Genomic DNA, 17042 nt, shown 5'->3' with positions numbered 1-17042 from the left:
CCCCTTCTTCCTCCGCGCCGCGTTTCCGGTAGCGCGAAAGAGGCGTGATTCTATGCATCGTTCCAGGATCGCGCAAGGGGTTTCCCGAAAAATATTCAAGCCCCCGCACGCTGCCGCGTGCGGGGGCTTGAATAGAGGCCACCGAATCGTCAGACCACGCGCAGCTGGCGCGCCACTATCTCCATATAGTGATCGAGACCGGGCGTCACCTTGCCCGCTTCCTTCGCCGTATCGTCCCAGCGGCGCAGCCGCAGCGCGTCTTCCGCGAACGGACGCTGCAGGAACGCCGCCGCCTCCTCTTCGCTGAAGATGCCGCCCTGCAGCGCAAGGCTGCGCACCGAATCCGGCGACAGGCTCTCGAAGTAGCCGGCGTCCGTGCGGCACAGGCAACGCTTCGCATCGACGTGCAGCCGGATCGGCTCCAGCACCGCGTCGTTGAACAGCGGCCGCAGGAACGGCAGCGCGTAATACTGATGCAGATCGTCGATCCCGCGCGCGCTCGGCGTCTCCCCCTGGCGATTCAGCAGATGCCCGAGGTCGTGCAGGAACGCCGCCACGATCAGCGCATCGTCGGCGCCCGCTTCCTCCGCCAGCAAGCCGCTCTGCAACGCATGCTCCAGCTGCGTCACCGGTTCGCCGCTATACGCGACGTGGCCATGGTCGCGATACAGCCCGTGAATCTCTTCCACCGTCAGTGCCATCCGCTTACTCCCAAGGCAGCGAAAACGTCTTCAGGTTCGTGAAGCTCTTCATCGCTTCCTGAACGCCTTCCTTATAGCCGAGCCCGGAATCCTTGATCCCGCCGAACGGCGACAGCTCGATCCGGTAGCCGGGCACCTCCCACACGTTCACCGTCCCGACTTTCAGTTCGTTCACGAACCGCACGACGGCCGCCGTGCTGTCGGTGCAGACGCCCGACGACAGCCCGAACGCCGTCCCGTTGCTGATCCGGATCGCATCATCGATCGTATCGAATGCGATGACGGGCGACACCGGCCCGAAGGTCTCCTCGCGCACGATCGTCATCGACGGGTCGACGTTGTCGAGCACGGTCGGCGCGTACAGCGCGCCGCGCCGCACATTGCCGGTGAGCAGGCGCGCACCGTGTGCGACCGCCTCGTTCACGCGCGCCTCGAACAGCCGCGCCGCCGCATCGTCGATTACCGTGCCCATTTCGTTCGCGGGATCGAACGGATCGCCGTACTTCCACGCACGCGTCTTCTCGACGAGCAATTCGGTAAACGCCGGCGCGATCGACCGCTGCACCAGTATCCGCTTGACGGCCGTGCAGCGCTGCCCCGAATTCCGGTACGAGCCGAGCACGGCGAGCGACGCCGCACGCTCGAGATCGGCATCGTCGAGGACGATCAGCGGATCGTTGCCGCCCAGCTCCAGCACGATGCGCCGGTAGCCGGCCCGCGCGGCGATCGCCTTGCCGATCGACACGCCGCCCGTAAAGGTGATCAGCGATGCATGCGGATGCGTGACGAGTTCGTCGGCGATCTCGCGCGGATCGCCGGTCAGCACCTGCAGCATCGGCTCCGGCAAACCGGCCTCGTACAGCACGTCCGCCAGATAGAACGCCGACAGCGGCACTTTTTCCGACGGCTTCACGATCACGCGGTTGTTCGTCGCGATCGCCGGCGCGATCTTGTGCGCGACCTGGTTCATCGGGTGATTGAATGGCGTGATCGCGACGATCACGCCATCGAGCGGCTGGCGCTGCGAGAACACGCGCCGCGCCTTGCCGTGAGGCGTCAGGTCGCACGAGAAGCTCTGCGCATCGTCGCGCAGCGCCTCGACCGACGCGAACTTCAGCACGTCAGCGACGCGGCCGATTTCGTAGCGCGAATCCTGTTTCGACAGTCCCGACTCGAGCGTGATCAGGTCGGACGCCTCGTCGGCACGCTCGCGCAGCAGCGCGGCCGCCCGCTCGAGGATCTGCGAACGCTCGTAACGCGTCAGCGCCGGCCGGTACGCGATCGCGTAGTCGAACGCCGCGCGCACGTCGTCGACGCTCGCCAGCGGCGCCGTACCGACACGCGTGCCGGTGTACGGATCGGTGACGTCGAAAACGCGGTCGCGCGTCGCGCGCGCGCCGCACCACCGCAGCGCCTCGGCGCGGAACGCGGGGTGGTCTTGCCGCGGATGAGCCATCATGTCGCGATCCGGTTCAACACGAAATCGAACACGTCGAAGTTGCGCGGACGACGTGCAGGGTCGTCCCGCTCGATCCGACGATTGAACAGCAACGGCACTTCCTGCTCGGACACGCCGCCGTGCGATCGCAACGGCACGGTCAGGCCCGACAGATCGTGTTCGCGCTCGCGCGTGCCGAGCGTCATGTCGCGCCGCGCAATCACCACGAGGTCGCCGATCCGGTCGGCCGGCAACTCGAAGCGCGCGGCGGCTTCCGCGTTGTCGAGCACGAGCTCGACGCCGTCGAGCCGGCCGACGCGCCACATCGCGTCGGCACGGTCGACGCCCGGCGCCAGATAAACCGTTGCGAACGAGCCGAGCGCGCCGTGATGCACGACGTACGGATCGGTGATCGGCAGGATCACGCGTGCGGCGTGCGCACCGAACCAGCCGTCGAACGCGTCCTGCAGATAGATCACGTTCGGCCGGCCCGTCACCGGATCGTGCTTCGCGTTCATCCCGTGGTCGGCCGTGAGCCCGATCGCCCAGCCGAGCGCGTCGAGCTGCGCGAGATAACGGTCCATCATCGCGTAGAACGCATTCGCGCCGGCACTGCCCGGCGCACACTTGTGCTGCACGTAGTCGGTGGTCGACAGGTACATCAGGTCGATCTGGCGGGTCTGCGCGAGCCGTACGCCCGCCGCGAACACGAATTCGGACAGCGCCGCGCTGTACACGTCCGGCGACGGCAGGCCGACCCAGTCGAGCACGTCGACGATCCCGTTCTCCGCGAGATTCGCCTGTGCGGCCTTCTCGGCCGAGAAGCAGATGCCGTCCAGCTGCCAGCCGAGCAGCCGGCGCAGCTTGTCCTTCGCGGTGACGACGGCGACGCGCGCGCCGGCGTCGGCTGCCGCCGCGAGCAGCGTGCCGGCCCGCAGGTAGGCCGGGTCGTTCATCATCACCTCGGCGCCGCGGCCGCCGTCTGCGGCCGGATCCCAGAAGTAGTTGCCGCAGATCCCGTGGACCGACGGCGGCACGCCGCACACGATCGACAGGTTGTTCGGGTTCGTGAAGGTCGGCACGACGCAGTCGGCGCGCCACGCGGTGCCTTCCGCGATCATCCGGCCGATGAACGGCGCGACGCCCGCGTCGACCGCACGCTCGAGATAGTCGTACTCGCAGCCGTCGACGCAGACGACGACGGTCGGCTCGGCCGGCAGCCGGTAGCGCCGGCCGTTGACGCCGATGGAGTGACCCGCGAGACCGGCCGACACCGTGCCGGCGGCCGGTTGCTCGCCGGGAAGCCGCAACGCGAACGCGGCGTTCACGATGCGGCCCGCGTGCCGCGCGGCACGCGCGCGGCGATCAGCAGCAGCGCCGCGAGCGACGCGCCGAGCATCAGCAGCGACAGCGCCGATGCGGGAAGGTAGTAACCGCGCTCCACCTGGCCGATCACGACGATCGGCACGGTCGCGAAACCGGGCGGATAGACGGTCAGCGTCGCACCGAGCTCGCCGAGCGACAGCGCGAAGCCGAGCGCGAGGCTCGCGCGCAGCGCCGGCACGAGCTGCGGCAGCAGCACGCGGCGCAGCACCATCGCGGGCGGTGCGCCGAGGCTCGCCGCCGCTTCGCGCAGCACGGTCAGCTCGGGACGCAGCGCGGCGGCCGCGCATCGATAGCAGAACGGGAGAATCAGCGCGAGCTGCACGAGCACGACGATCGCCGCGGAACTCGACAGGTCGAGCGGCTTCTGGTGATACGCGATCAGCACCGCGAGCCCGAGCACGACGCTCGGCACGCCGTTCGGCACCATCACCAGCGCGTCCACGAGCGCGCCGAGGCCGTGACGGTCGCGCCCTTCGAGCGCAAGCGCGAGCCACAGGCCGAGGATGGTGCCGAGCGCCGACACGCCGAAGCCGATTTCGAGACTCGTCGCCAGCGCGTCGTATTCCGGCGACCCGAGCCGCTCGAACCAGCGCAGGCTGTAACCAGCCGGCAGGATCGTGCCCGACCACTGCGTCGACACGCTCGACAGCGCGACGACGATCACCGGCAGCACGAACAGCCAGAAGCACGCGAACGCGGCCAGCGCCAGCGCCGCGCGCGACGCATGCTTGAGCAGCGTGTCGCCCCAGCCGATCGGCCGACGCGGCACGGCTTGCCCGATACGGAATTCAGCGGACATCGTTCCCCCCTCCCGTCGCACGCCGGTTCACCCGGCGATAAACCGCATACAGCGCCAGCGACAGCGCGAGCATCACGACCGCGCCGGCCGACGCGGTCGGCAGGTCGAGATCGACGGTCGCGCTGCTGTAGATCGCGACCGGCAGCGTCACCAGCCGCGCGCTGCCGAGCACGAGCAGGATGCCGAATTCGTTCAGCGTCAGCAGGAAGCACAGCACGGTGCCGGCAGCGATGCCCGGCCATGCGATCGGCAGCACGACGCGGCGCGCGAGCATCCAGCCGGATGCGCCGAGACTGCGCGCCGCTTCGATCAGGCGCAGGTCGAGCGTCGCGAACGACGCGAGCGTCGGCCGCACGACGAACGGCGTGTAGAACACCGTCTGCGCGAGGATCACGCCGCCGATTCCGAACAGGAAGTCGAGCGGCGGATTCTCCAGATGGAACAGATGCTGCAGCGCGATGCTGATCGATCCTTGCGAGCCGTACAGGAAGATCAGCGTGAACGCGACGAGGAACGACGGGAACGCGACGTACAGTTCCAGGAAGCGCGTAACGAGCGACGCGCCCGGAAACGGCTTGAAGAACAGCAGCGCGGCGAGCAGCACGCCGAGCACCGACGCGGTGCCGGCGCTCGCGAACAGCACGCCGACGGTCGTCACCAGCACGCTGCGCGTATCGGGGTTGCCGAAAAACGTGCGATACGCGGCGAAGCTCAGCCCGTGATCGCCGGTCACGCTCAGCAGCACGAGGCGCACGAGCGGATAGACGACGAGCGGCCCCAGCACGACGATCGCGAGCGCGGCGAGGTGCAGGTCGCCGACACGCTTGCGGCGCCGCGCGGCCGCAGCATGCGCGGCTGCCGATGCGTGCACCTGCGGCGGCAGGCCGGCGTCAGGGCTCGATAAGGACGACATCGTCTGCCTCGCAATGCAGGGACACGCGCGCACCGCGCTCGGGAGCCGCGCCGCGGCCGCGTTGCATCGTCACGCGCACGGGTTCGTCGGGCGCCGCGTCGATCACGACCGCGATCGACAGGTCCGCGCCCTGCCATTCGACGGACGATACGGTGCCGTGCAGGCCGCCTGCCGCGGGCGGCATCACGGTCAACCGCTCGGGGCGCACGCACGCGACCTTGCCGCGCACGTCGTGGCGCGGATCGCCGAGCGGGAAGATCACGTGCGGCGGCAGCAGATTCGCCGGGCCGAGATAGCGCGCGACGTAGCCGTCTTGCGGCGCGTCGTACAGCTGCTGCGGCGTGCCGAGCTGCGCGATGCGGCCGTCGCGCATCAGCAGCGCGCGGTCGGACAGCACGAGCGCGTCGTCGCGATCGTGCGTCACGCAGACGACGGTCAGGTTCGGCAGGCGCTCGTGCAGCGCCTTCAGTTCGCTGCGCACCGATGCGCGCAGGTTCGCATCGAGCGCCGACAGCGGCTCGTCGAGCAGCAGCACGTCCGGCTCGATCACGAGCGCGCGCGCCAGCGCGACGCGCTGCTGCATCCCGCCCGACAGTTGCGCGGGCAGGTGGTGGCCGGCGTCGCCGAGCTGCACGAGCTTCAGCGCGTCGGCGACGCGGCGCGTCACTTCCGACGACGCCATCCCGCGCGCGCGCAGCCCGAATGCGACGTTCTCGAACACCGACAGGTGCGGGAACAGCGCGTAATTCTGGAACAGCAGACCGAGATTGCGCTTGTGCGGCGGCGCATGGGTCAGGTCGCGTCCGGCCACGGTCAGCGTGCCGGTCAGGCCGTCGGCCTTCACGAACCCGGCGATGAAGCGCAGCAGCGTGGTCTTGCCGCAGCCGCTCTTGCCGAGCACGGTCAAAAATTCGCCGGCGCCGATCGACAGCGACAGATCCTCCAGCACCGTGCGCGCGCCGTAGCGCACGCTCAGGTGTTCGATCTGCACGCCGCCCGGCGCGCCGGACCGCAGCGTCGCGCGCGGCTCGGCGGCGCCGAATGCGCCGGGATGGGTCAGGGTGGTATCCACCAGGTTCATCCTCTTGCTCACTAGTACAGGCGGCGTGCGCCGGTCACTTCGGCTTGACGACGTCGAGCTGCTTGCCCGAGCTGCCGATCACGTCCTTCTTCCAGCGCTCGATCCACTCCGGCTTCTTCGCCATCACCTGGGTCCAGTCGACCGGGATCAGCTTCACGCCAGCAATCGCCTTCTTCACCGCCTCGCCGTTCTTGCCGGCGAGCGGCACGTCGGTGCGGCCCGGAATGCCGTACATGTCCGGCACCTTCGACTGCACTTCGGTCGACATCAGGTAGTCGATCAGCTTCTTGCCGGCGTCCTGGTTCGGGCCGCTCTTGATCAGGCCGATGCCGTACGGCAGCTGGAACGTGGTCGGCTGGTCGCCGGCCTTCGCGGCCAGGAAGATCGGCTTGACCGACAGCGCGCCGTGCTCGGCGTCGTCGAGGTCCATCTGCAGGTCGCCGTTCGCGACGCTGATCTCGTTGCGCGACAGCAGCACGTTCAGGTAGCCGGTGCCCTTCGTGTGGAACTTCACGCTCTGCGACAGCTTCGCGAGGTAGTCGAACGCCTTGTCCTCGCCCATCAGCGTGGTCGTCAGGATCAGCACGGCCATCCCGTCGCCGGCGGTCGCCGGGTTCGAGTACGCGACCTTGCCGGCGTAGCTCGGCGACAGCAGGTCGGCGAACGTCTTCGGCTGGTTCTTCACGACGTCCGGGTTGATCGCGAACGAGAAGTAGTTGTTCACGAACGTCGCCCACGTGCCGTCTTCGGCCTTCGCGATCGCCGGCACGTTCTTGTAGTTGACGCTCTGGTACGGCTGCAGCAGGCCCATCTGGCCGGCTTGCTGGATGAACGGCGGCAGCGTGACGATCACGTCCGCCTTCGGCGAATTCTTTTCGATGTTCGCGCGGTTCACGACCTCGCCGCTGCCGGCCGTCACGATGTTGACCTTCACGCCTTCCTTCTTCTCGAACGCCGGCAGCACATCGCGGTAGAGGTTCTCGAGACCGTCCGCGGTGTACAGCACGACCGCGTTCGCCGCATGCGCGGGCATCGCCGCGCCTTGCAGCAGACCGGCGGCGCAGGCGGCCAGCGCGAGCTTGCGGAACGCGCCGGCAGCGGCGCGCGAGGAATTCTGCAGTGTCATCTCACTTCTCCGTAGGCGGAACACCAGGCGGCCGGGGCACGATCCGGCTCCTTCCAGTCGGGCAAACCGCCAACCGGCCTGCCTCGCTGCCGCGCTGCAGGTGGTTTCGCGCGGCAACCGAAGGATCACAGCGTTCGATGACAACCCCGTGACGACTGCCACAATTTCCAAAAAATGACACATTTTGCCAATATCATGCAAGTCATTCAGAAATGCTGTCCGGCATTTCGGCCGCCCCTTGCTGGAGGAAAAACATGTCCGACCCGATTCTGCTCACGCCCGGCCCGCTCACCACGTCCGCCACAACGCGCCACGCAATGCAACACGACTGGGGCTCGTGGGACGCTGCGTTCAATCAGTTGACGGCGAGCGCCTGCGCGGACCTGGTCGCGATCGCGCGCGGCGGCGACGCGTACGTGTGCGTGCCGATGCAGGGCAGCGGCACGTTTTCGGTCGAGGCCGCGCTCGGCACGCTGGTGCCGCGCGACGGCGTCGTGCTGGTGCCGGACAACGGCGCGTATTGCGCACGCATCCTTAAGATTCTCGGCCGGCTCGGCATCGAGGCCATTGCGCTGCCGTTCGACGAGGACGCGGCGGTGGACCCGGCCGCGGTCGAAACCGCGTTCGCGCGCGAGCCGCGCATCACGCACGTCGCGCTAGTGCATCTGGAAACGAGCGCCGGCATCCTGAATCCGCTCGACGCGATCGCAGCGGTGTGCCGGCGGCACGGCAAGCGGCTGATCGTCGATGCAATGAGTTCGTTCGGCGCACTGCCGATCGCGCTGGCCGACAGCGGCATCGACGCGCTGATCTCGGCGAGCGGCAAATGCCTGGAAGGCGTGCCGGGAATGGGGTTCGCGATCGTGCGACGCGATGTGCTCGACGCGTGCGCGGGCAACTCGCCGTCGCTCGCGCTGGATCTGCACGATCAGTACGCGTACCTGCGCAAGACCGGCCAGTGGCGCTTCACGCCGCCGACGCACGTGGTCGCCGCGCTGCGTGCCGCGCTCGACCAGTACCTGGCCGAAGGTGGCCAGCCGGCGCGCGGCGCGCGCTATGCGGAGAACTGCCGCACGCTCGTGGAATCGATGCGCGCGCTCGGCTTCGTGCCGTTCCTCGATGCCAGCGTGCAGGCGCCGGTCATCGTCACGTTCCACGCGCCGGACCATCCGGACTACGATTTCCGCCGCTTCTACGACGCGGTGCGCGACGCGGGTTTCATCCTATATCCGGGCAAGCTGACGCAACTCGAAACATTTCGCGTCGGCTGCATCGGCGCGATCGACGCGGACGACATCCGGCGCGCGGTCGCGGCGATCGCGCAGGCAGTCGAATCGCTCGGAATTGCCGTGCAGCGCGCGTGACGCGCCGCACAAACAAAAACGCCCGGCAACCCAGGGTCGCCGGGCGAACGCACCGAGCGTGCGTGGAGCCGATGCTTGCAGGCTTACAGTTCGATCCGCTTGATGTCGCCGACCACGAAGATGTAGGACAGCGCGCCAATCAGCGCGATCACGCCGATGAACACGAGCGCGCCGACGAACGAGCCGGTCGATGCGACGATGAAGCCGACCACGAGCGGCGTGACGATCCCCGCGAGGTTCGCCGCGAAATTGAAGATGCCGCCCGTCACGCCGAGCAGGCCGTCCGGCGCGATGTCGGACACGAGCGTCCAGCCGAGCGCGGCCATCCCTTGTGCGAAGAACGCCACCGACATGATCGCGATCACGGCTTCGTTGCTCTTCACGTAGTTCGCGAGAATGATCGTCGACGCGAGCAGCAGGCCCGCGATGATCGGCAGCTTGCGCGCGAGGTTCGCCGACTTGCCGCGACGCAGCAGCCAGTCCGAGAAGATCCCGCCGAACATCACGCCGACCGACGCGGCGATGAACGGCATCACCGCGAAGAAGCCGATCTTCAGCCAGCCCATGTGGCGCTCGGTCGCGAGATAGGTCGGGAACCAGGTCAGGAAGAACACGAGCGTCGAGTTGCCGGCGAACTGGCCGAGGCAGATGCCCGCGAGCTGGCGCTTCTTCAGCAGCCGGCCGGCCATCGACCAGCTGAATTTCGCCTGCGCCGCCTTGCCGGCCTTGTCGCCGTCCTTGCGTGCACCGTGCACGAGGCCGCCGCCCGCTTCGATGTACGCGAGTTCTTCCGAGTTCGCCGACGGATGGTTGCGCGGCTCGTGATAGAGCTTCCACCAGACGAAACCGAACACGATGCCGACCGCGCCGACGACCCAGAACAGCGAGCGCCAGCCGAACGCGCCCATCAGCGCGAACAGCACGGGGCTGAAGAACGCGAGGCCGATGTACTCGCCGACCGTATAGGTGCCGGTCGCCATCGCGCGTTCGTTCTGCGGGAACCAGGTCGCGACGACGCGGCTGTTGGTCGGGAAGCACGGCGCCTCCGCGACGCCGAGGCCGAGCCGGCATGCGAGCAGCGTGCCGACGCCGGGCACGAAGCCCTGCAGGAACGTGCACAGCGACCACAGCGTCATCGACCAGTAATAAGTGACCTTGCTGCCGAAGCGATCGAGGAAGAGACCGCCGGGCACCTGCGACGCGACGTACGTCCACGAGAACGCGGAGAACATGATGCCCATCACCGCCGCGTTGATGCCGAGCTCCTTGGTGAGCTGCGGCGCAGCCACGCCCAGCACGGTACGGTCCAGATAGTTGATCATCGTGCCGATCGCGAGCAGCGCGAGGATCTTGTAGCGCGCCGATGTCCGCCGGACCGTGCCGGCGGCCTGCGCCGGAGCGGCGCTCGTGTGAGTGGTGTGCTGCATGGTCGTCTCCTGGTCTCTCTTTTCAGCTGGTCGGTAGTAGGGTCAGCGCGCGACGAGCGACTGAAAATGCTCGAACATCCGCTCGTCGTCCGGCGTGCGGCCGGTGAAGATCTCGAATGCATCGACGGCCTGGTACACGGCCATCCCGCCGCCCGGCAGCGTCGCGCAGCCGGCCGCGCGCGCGGCGCGGATCAGTTCGGTTTCGAGCGGGAAATACACGATGTCGGCCACCCACATTCCCGCATGGAGCAGCTCGGCCGGCAGCGGCAGGCCCGGGTGCTTGATCATGCCGGTCGGCGTCGCATGGATCAGCCCGGTTGCCGCTTTCACCGCAACCGCGAGATCGTCGCCGGCCGTGACCCGCGCGGCCGGGAAGCGCTGCTGCAGTTCGCCCGCGAGCGTGACGGCACGCGTGCCGTCGACATCGAAAATCGTCAGTTCGGCCGCGCCCATCTGCAGCGCGGCGTGCGCGACGGCCGCACCCGCGCCGCCCGCGCCGAGCTGCACGACGCGCTCGAGCGACGCTGCCGGCAGCCCGCGGCGGAACGATTTCGCGAAACCGGACCAGTCGGTGTTGTGGCCGATCCGCTTGCCGTCCTTGAACAGCACGGTATTCACCGCGCCGAGCGCGCGCGCGTCGTCCGACAGTTCGTCGAGGTGCTCGATCACACGCTGCTTGCACGGATGCGTGATGTTCAGGCCGTTGTAGCCCATCCGCTGCGCGGCATCGAGCAACTCGGGCAGCGCGTCGACGGTCAGCCCGAGCGCATCGAGATCGATGCGCCGGTAGACGTAGCCGAAACCCTGACGGAATCCTTCTTCCTCGTGCATCGCGGGCGACAGCGAGCCGCCGATCCCCTGGCCGATCAGGCCGATCAGAAAAGACGGGCGGCTCATCGTGCGGCACCCTGCGCAAAAAGGGTCGACAGGCGCTGCAGCGCGAACACGTAGCCTTCGGTGCCGCAGCCGCAGATCACCGCTTCGGCGATGGCCGCGATATACGAGTGGTGACGGAATGCCTCGCGGCGGTGCACGTTGGAAATGTGGACTTCGATCACGGGTTTCGCGATCGCGGACAGCGCGTCGGCCAGCGCGACCGACGTGTGCGTATACGCAGCCGGGTTGATGACGATGCCGTGCGTGTCGTGACGCGCGGCATGCAGCCAGTCGATCAGCTGGTGCTCGGCGTTCGACTGGCGGAAGTCGATCTCCAGACCGAGCCCGTCGGCTGCGGTGCGGCAGCGCTGCTCGACGTCGGCAAGGGTTTCCGCGCCGTAGATATGGGGCTCGCGGGTCCCCAGCAGATTGAGGTTCGGGCCGTTCAGCACCAGCACCTTGTGCTTGCTCATGACGATTTCTGCTCCAAAAACGGGGGCGGAACGTTGGCTGCTCCGCCCCGTGACATCAGGATGTGGCGCTAGTGTGCGCCCGCACGCGCACGCTGTCTTTTCGGGTTTTCGCTAATTTGTACCATCTAGTTAGTTTGTATAATTCGCCTCACTTCCCTAGTAAATTCGGGATATGGCGTTCGCCGGGGATTCAACGACTGGTTCATTCGGGCCCGATCCGGCCGGCGCCACCTCCCGCTCATCCGCAGGATTCGCCCATGCAGCGCTCGATCGCCACGGTGTCACTGTCCGGCACGCTCGCCGAGAAGCTCGCCGCCATCCAGGCCGCCGGTTTCGACGGTGTCGAAATCTTCGAGAACGATCTCGTGTACTTCGACGGATCGCCGGCCGACGTGCGGCGCATGGCCGCCGACCTCGGCCTCGACATCGTGCTGTTCCAGCCGTTTCGCGACTTCGAGGGCGTGAGCCCGGCCCAGCTCGCGCGCAATCTCGACCGCATCCGCCGCAAGTTCGACGTGATGCACGCGCTCGGCACCGATCGCATCCTGGTGTGCAGCAACGTGTCGCCCGACACGATCGCGGACGATGCGCTGCTGGTCGACCAGCTCGGCGCGCTCGCGGAAGCCGCGCGGCAGGCCGGCGTGGTCGCCGCGTACGAGGCGCTCGCGTGGGGCCGCGTCGTGAAACGGTACGGTCACGCGTGGCAGCTCGTGAAGGCGGTGAACAGCCCGCACCTCGGCCTCGCGCTCGACAGCTTCCACACGCTGTCGCTGGACGATTCGCCGGACGCGATCGCCGACATTCCGGGCGACCGGATCGCGTTCGTGCAGATCGCCGATGCGCCGAAGCTCGCGATGGACGTGCTCGAATGGAGCCGCCACTACCGCTCGTTCCCCGGCCAGGGCGACTTCGATCTCGCGCGCTTCACCGCCCGCGTGATCGAGTCCGGCTATACGGGGCCGTTGTCGCTCGAGATCTTCAACGACGGCTTCCGCGCCGCGCCGACCGCGATCACGGCCGCCGACGGCCACCGCTCGCTGCTCTATCTGGAAGAACTGACGCGCGCGCGGCTCGCGCAGGACGGCCACGCGCCCGCTGCAGCGCAGCCGCTGTTCGCGCCGCCGGCGCCGCCTGCGCACGTCGGATTCCAGTTCATCGAATTCGCGGTCGACGCGCAGGCGGCAGCCACCGTCGGCGAATGGCTCGGCCGCATGCGGTTCCGGCTCGCAGGGCACCACCGGTCGAAAGACGTGACGCTGTTCCAGCACGGCGCCGCGTCGATCGTGCTGAATGCCGAGCGCGATTCGTTCGCCGACGCGTTCTTCCAGCAGCACGGGCTGTCGTTGTGCGCGTCGGCGTTCCGCGTCGACGACGCGAAAGTGGCGTTCGAACGCGCGGCGGGCTTCGGCTATGCGCCGTTTTCCGGGCGCGTCGGCCCGAACGAGCGCGTGCTGCCGAGCGTGAAGGCGCCGGACGGCAGCCTCGAATACTTCGTCGACGAGGCGCCGAACGCGCCGACGCTGTATGAATCGGATTTCGTGCTGACCGACATCGACGGGCCCAGCGAAGTCGGCCCGCTGACGGGCATCGACCACGTCTGCCTCGCGCTGCCGGCCGACGCGCTCGATACGTGGATCCTGTTCTTCAAGACCGCGTTCGGCTTCGAGGCCGAGCGCAGCTGGCTCGTGCCGGATCCGTACGGCCTGATGCGCAGCCGCGCGGTGCGCAGCGCCGACGGCTCGGTGCGGATCGCGCTGAACGCGTCGGTCGACCGTCATACGGCCGTCGCGGAATCGCTCGACCGCTACCACGGCACGGGGCTGAACCACGTCGCGTTCCGCACCGACGACATCGTGAAGACGGTCGCCGCGTTCGCGGCCGACGGCGTGCCGTTCCTGCGAATTCCGCCGAACTACTACGACGATCTCGCCGCACGCTACGCGCTATCCGACGAGCTGATCGACACGCTGAGCGCCCATCATCTGCTGTACGACCGCGACGAAAACGGCGGCGAATTCCTGCATGCGTATACGGAACTGGTCGACAACCGCTTTTCGCTCGAAATCGTCGAGCGGCGCGGCGGCTACGATGGCTACGGCGCGACCAACGCGGCCGTGCGGCTCGCGGCTCAGGCACAGCGCAGGAAATAAGGCAGGAAAACCCGTTTCGGGGTCGAGTCGACCCGCACGGACGACGCGACCGCGAGCCGCGCGGCACTCGGACGCACCATCGTGGGGAATCGCGCCGCAACACGCCGCCAGGCAAGGCCGCGCGCGGGCTGCGCGGATCGCGCGCCCGGCACGGGTTACATCCGGTAACGCGCGCCGCACTGCACCATCGGCGCGGCCACCTCGCTTTTAAGAATCGCTTAAGTCTTCGACGGCACCATCCGCAACCAGTAACCCGATGGATATCCCGAAAAGGAGGACAGCGATGAGCGCCGTAGATGCACCCGCGGGCCGCCCGGCCGCCCCCCCTGCGAAAAAGACGATGCTGCGCCGTTTGCTCAGCCATCACGAGATCGCGACGCTGCTCGTGCTGCTGCACGCACCGATCGGCGCGAATGCCAAACCCGAATTGCCCGCGCTGCAGGAAGCCGGTCTCGTCGAGATGGTCAAGCTCGACGCCGACACGTCACCGAGCTTCCGTCTGACCGAAGACGGCACGGCCGTCCTGAAAGGCCTCGGCTACCGCTGAGCCGCCGCTTTCCCGCTCCCGCACCACCCCGATCATCCCGACGCACCGGCCACGGCCGGCGCGTCGCGTCACCCTGCGCGGTCCTGCAGCATCAGCCGGTATTCGGACGGCGTGACGCCGACCGTCGCCTTGAACTGGCGCGTGAACGCGCTGTGATCCGTATAACCGCATAGCGCCGCGACGTCGGTCACCTTGTCGTGCGTGACGAGCAGCGCCGTGGCCGCTTCGAGCCGCGTCTTCAGCAGCACCTGGCGCGGCGTCAGGTGAAACACCTTGTGAAAGTAGCGTTCGAGCTGCGCAACCGACATCCCGGCCATCTGCGCGAGCTGTTTCAGGTTCAGCGGCTGCACGTAGTGATCCTGGATGTGCTGCACCACGTCGGCCAGCTTGCTGTAGGCCGGATGCGAACCCTCGTGCGCCTTCAGGTCGCGCGAGATGCCCGCGAGGCCGACCACCTTGCCGGTTGCGTCGCGCAGCGGCTCCTTGCAGGTCAGGCACCAGCCCGGCTGGCGGCCCGGATACAGATGCAGCTCGAGCTGGTCCATCAGTTGCTGGCCGGCGTTGATCGTCGCCATGTCCTGCTCGAAATAGGTCCGGCCGAAACGGCGCGGAAACACCTCGTCGGTCGTCTTGCCGAGCAGGTCGCGCTTGTCCTTGTAGCCGCAGCGCATCGCGAGCGTACGGTTGACGAGCGCGTAGCGGCCGTTCGCATCCTTCACGAAGAACGCGACGTCGGGCAGCGCGTCGAACACCGGCTCGAGCAGGCGGAAGTGCGCGAGCATCGCGCCGAGATCGGTGTTGTCGGGCTGGTAGCGCAACGTATCGGACAGGGTCATGGGCGGTGCGGCAAGGAAGGTCGTCATCCCGGCGGGTGCGAAGGGCGTGGCTGATGGCGTCGATTATAGAAGCGCACCTGCGAACGCGTCGCGGCGTTCATCGGGCGCGCGATCCTGCGGCGGGCGAGTTGTCGGCTCACGGCTCCGGGCAAGCGATCAGGCCGCTCGGCGATGGACAACCGGCCGCGATGCGCGACCGATCGTCGACGGTCATGCAGTTGCATGCGGTGGCGCGTCCGTCGTCTTGCGCTTGCGCGCTCGAACGGTTGTGCGCGCAACCACTGCGCCGGCTGCGTGTGCGGCACGGAACGATCTCCTCGCGCCGGCCGCCCTGTCGCCGGCATCGGACTGCAATAGCGGCAACGAAGGCAATGGCGGTGATGCCGACATTCCGCGCGCCCGAACCCGCCATCGTAAAAATGCCGCCACACCTCGTCTTGTCGCGTTTGCGCATCGTTGATGACGATTTCAGCACATATCAGGGTTATCGACGATATGCCGAAATCGTCGCCGCCCGCGCACCGAACGCGCAAGACGCGCGTATTTTCGCTGCCTAGACTTCGCTCAACGGTCACGAGACGACATCCCGCCGCCGCCGCGCAAGCCGATTCCGGCACAACCCGCGCAGCGGGCGGCACACGCGGCACGGCTTCCACGGAGGCCTGCATACCGATACGTCTCGCCCGGTTTACCGCACCGGCCCGCTGGCCGGCCGCGGCCCAACCACGCCATCAAGGGGAAGTGAAAGTGAAGCTGAAGGTATCGCACGTCGCGCTGGCTGCTGCCTGCGCACTGTCGGGCGCATACGCCATCGCCGCCGACGTCGTCAAGATCGGTTTCGCCGCACCGCTGACGGGGCCGCAATCGAACTACGGCACGGACATGCAGAAGGGCGTGCAGCTCGCGATCGCCGATTTCAACGCGACGCATCCGACGATCGGCGGCAAGCCGGTCACGTTCCAGCTCGACTCGCAGGACGACCAGGCCGACCCGCGCACCGGCACGACGGTCGCGCAGCGGCTGATCGACGACAACGTCCGCGGGATCATCGGCCACTTCAACTCGGGCACGAGCATTCCGGCATCCGACCTGTACGATCGCGCGGGCCTCCCGCAGATCTCGATGGCGACGTCGCCGCAATACACCGCGCGCGGCTACAAGACGACCTACCGGCTGCTGACGAGCGACGCGCAGGCCGGCCGCATCGTCGGCACGTACGCGGTGAAGACGCTGCACTTCAAGCGCATCGCGATCATCGACGACCGCACGGCCTACGGCCAGGGCATCGCCGACGAATTCGCGAAAGCCGTGCAGGCCGCGGGCGGCACGATCGTGAAGCGCGACTTCACGAACGACAAGGCGCTCGACTTCTCGGCGATCCTGACCAACCTGAAGGGCATCAATCCGGACGCGATCTTCTACGGCGGCGGCGATGCGCAGTCCTCGCCGATGATCCGCAAGATGCGCCAGCTCGGGATGAAGTCCGCGTTCGTGACCGGCGAGATGTCGCGTTCGCCGACGTTCCTGAAAGTCGGCGGCGAAGCGGCCGAAGGCGCGATCGTCTACATGGGCGGGCTGCCGAAGGAAAAGATGCCGGGCTTCGCCGGCTACGCATCGCGCTACAAGGCACGCTTCAACGAAGACGTGATCACGTATTCGCCGTACTCGTACGACGGCACGATCGCGCTGCTCACCGCGATGAAGGACGCGAACTCGACCGATCCGAAAGTCTATACGCCGTATCTCGGCAAGGTATCGATCAAGGGCGTGTCGGCGCCGAGCATCGCGTACGACGCGAAGGGCGACCTGAAGGATGCGCCGGTGACGATCTACAAGGTCGAGCGCGGCACGTTCAAGCCGGTCGACACGATCGCCGGCAACTGATCGCGCAGCCCCCCTGTCACGCGCGGCGCTGCACGCGGTTC

At 67.7% G+C, this 17042-nt stretch carries 16 protein-coding genes; 5 read left to right on the top strand and 11 right to left on the bottom strand.

What is annotated here, in order from left to right:
* Nucleotides 1-149: 149 nt before the first annotated feature.
* The 7 genes from Q3A80_RS31345 to phnS are packed head-to-tail and all read right to left on the bottom strand — an operon-like array spanning nucleotide 150 to nucleotide 7444.
* Nucleotides 150-701, bottom strand: coding sequence for a phosphonate degradation HD-domain oxygenase (locus Q3A80_RS31345; RefSeq protein WP_446332653.1), 552 nt, complete (start codon nucleotides 699-701; stop codon nucleotides 150-152).
* Between the two features lie 4 nt (nucleotides 702-705).
* Nucleotides 706-2160, bottom strand: coding sequence for a phosphonoacetaldehyde dehydrogenase (gene phnY / locus Q3A80_RS31340; RefSeq protein WP_446332652.1), 1455 nt, complete (start codon nucleotides 2158-2160; stop codon nucleotides 706-708).
* Nucleotides 2157-3467, bottom strand: coding sequence for a phosphonoacetate hydrolase (gene phnA, locus Q3A80_RS31335; RefSeq protein WP_446332651.1), 1311 nt, complete (start codon nucleotides 3465-3467; stop codon nucleotides 2157-2159). The genes phnY and phnA overlap by 4 nt, the downstream gene beginning before the upstream one ends.
* A complete protein-coding gene (phnV, locus tag Q3A80_RS31330; RefSeq protein ID WP_446332650.1) occupies nucleotides 3464-4324 on the bottom strand; it encodes a 2-aminoethylphosphonate ABC transport system, membrane component PhnV in 861 nt (286 codons plus the stop codon). Before phnV ends, phnA begins: the two co-directional genes overlap by 4 nt.
* Nucleotides 4314-5237 carry a 2-aminoethylphosphonate ABC transporter permease subunit gene (locus tag Q3A80_RS31325; protein ID WP_446332649.1) on the bottom strand — a complete coding sequence of 308 codons (924 nt, stop codon included), beginning with the start codon at nucleotides 5235-5237 and terminating at the stop codon, nucleotides 4314-4316. Before Q3A80_RS31325 ends, phnV begins: the two co-directional genes overlap by 11 nt.
* Complete coding sequence (gene phnT, locus Q3A80_RS31320; RefSeq protein ID WP_446332648.1) at nucleotides 5215-6318, bottom strand: 2-aminoethylphosphonate ABC transport system ATP-binding subunit PhnT; 1104 nt, start codon at nucleotides 6316-6318, stop codon at nucleotides 5215-5217. Before phnT ends, Q3A80_RS31325 begins: the two co-directional genes overlap by 23 nt.
* Before the next feature lie 34 nt (nucleotides 6319-6352).
* Nucleotides 6353-7444, bottom strand: a complete 1092-nt coding sequence (gene phnS, locus Q3A80_RS31315; protein ID WP_446332647.1) for a 2-aminoethylphosphonate ABC transporter substrate-binding protein — start codon at nucleotides 7442-7444, stop codon at nucleotides 6353-6355.
* A 254-nt stretch (nucleotides 7445-7698) separates the two neighbouring features.
* Between phnS and Q3A80_RS31310 the strand changes: the two genes are divergently transcribed.
* Nucleotides 7699-8808 (top strand): 2-aminoethylphosphonate--pyruvate transaminase, encoded by a 1110-nt coding sequence (locus Q3A80_RS31310; RefSeq protein WP_446332646.1) that lies wholly within the window; start codon nucleotides 7699-7701, stop codon nucleotides 8806-8808.
* Nucleotides 8809-8891: 83 nt separating this feature from the next.
* Here the strand turns inward: Q3A80_RS31310 and Q3A80_RS31305 are convergent, their stop codons facing one another.
* From Q3A80_RS31305 to aroQ, 3 genes are read right to left on the bottom strand one after another with little or no spacing between them, the layout of a single operon-like run.
* Nucleotides 8892-10235 carry an MFS transporter gene (locus Q3A80_RS31305; RefSeq protein WP_446332645.1) on the bottom strand — a complete coding sequence of 448 codons (1344 nt, stop codon included), beginning with the start codon at nucleotides 10233-10235 and terminating at the stop codon, nucleotides 8892-8894.
* A 42-nt stretch (nucleotides 10236-10277) separates the two neighbouring features.
* Nucleotides 10278-11132, bottom strand: coding sequence for a shikimate dehydrogenase (locus Q3A80_RS31300; protein ID WP_446332644.1), 855 nt, complete (start codon nucleotides 11130-11132; stop codon nucleotides 10278-10280).
* Nucleotides 11129-11584: a type II 3-dehydroquinate dehydratase gene (aroQ, locus tag Q3A80_RS31295; RefSeq protein WP_446332643.1), complete on the bottom strand. Its 456-nt coding sequence runs from the start codon at nucleotides 11582-11584 to the stop codon at nucleotides 11129-11131. The genes Q3A80_RS31300 and aroQ overlap by 4 nt, the downstream gene beginning before the upstream one ends.
* 257 nt (nucleotides 11585-11841) lie before the next feature.
* On the opposite strand from aroQ, the gene Q3A80_RS31290 reads away from it, so the two are divergent.
* Nucleotides 11842-13734, top strand: coding sequence for a bifunctional sugar phosphate isomerase/epimerase/4-hydroxyphenylpyruvate dioxygenase family protein (locus Q3A80_RS31290; RefSeq protein WP_446332642.1), 1893 nt, complete (start codon nucleotides 11842-11844; stop codon nucleotides 13732-13734).
* 283 nt (nucleotides 13735-14017) lie between these two features.
* Nucleotides 14018-14281 carry a hypothetical protein gene (locus Q3A80_RS31285; protein ID WP_446332641.1) on the top strand — a complete coding sequence of 88 codons (264 nt, stop codon included), beginning with the start codon at nucleotides 14018-14020 and terminating at the stop codon, nucleotides 14279-14281.
* A gap of 68 nt (nucleotides 14282-14349) precedes the next feature.
* On the opposite strand, the gene Q3A80_RS31280 is transcribed toward Q3A80_RS31285, so the two are convergent.
* Entirely contained in the window at nucleotides 14350-15144 is a 795-nt protein-coding gene (locus Q3A80_RS31280; protein WP_446332640.1) for a helix-turn-helix domain-containing protein, read from the bottom strand.
* A gap of 26 nt (nucleotides 15145-15170) precedes the next feature.
* Here Q3A80_RS31280 and Q3A80_RS31275 point away from each other — a divergent pair, with 26 nt between their 5' ends.
* Together Q3A80_RS31275 and Q3A80_RS31270 are read left to right on the top strand one after the other, a co-directional pair.
* Entirely contained in the window at nucleotides 15171-15674 is a 504-nt protein-coding gene (locus tag Q3A80_RS31275) for a hypothetical protein (RefSeq protein WP_446332639.1), read from the top strand.
* Nucleotides 15675-15864: 190 nt separating this feature from the next.
* Entirely contained in the window at nucleotides 15865-17001 is a 1137-nt protein-coding gene (locus Q3A80_RS31270; RefSeq protein ID WP_446332638.1) for a branched-chain amino acid ABC transporter substrate-binding protein, read from the top strand.
* Nucleotides 17002-17042 lie beyond the last annotated feature (41 nt).

It is taken from the genome of Burkholderia sp. SR8 (genome assembly GCF_052851275.1).
The sequence above is the reverse complement of the archived record's forward strand: the minus strand, read 5'-3'. Positions and strand labels throughout refer to the sequence as shown.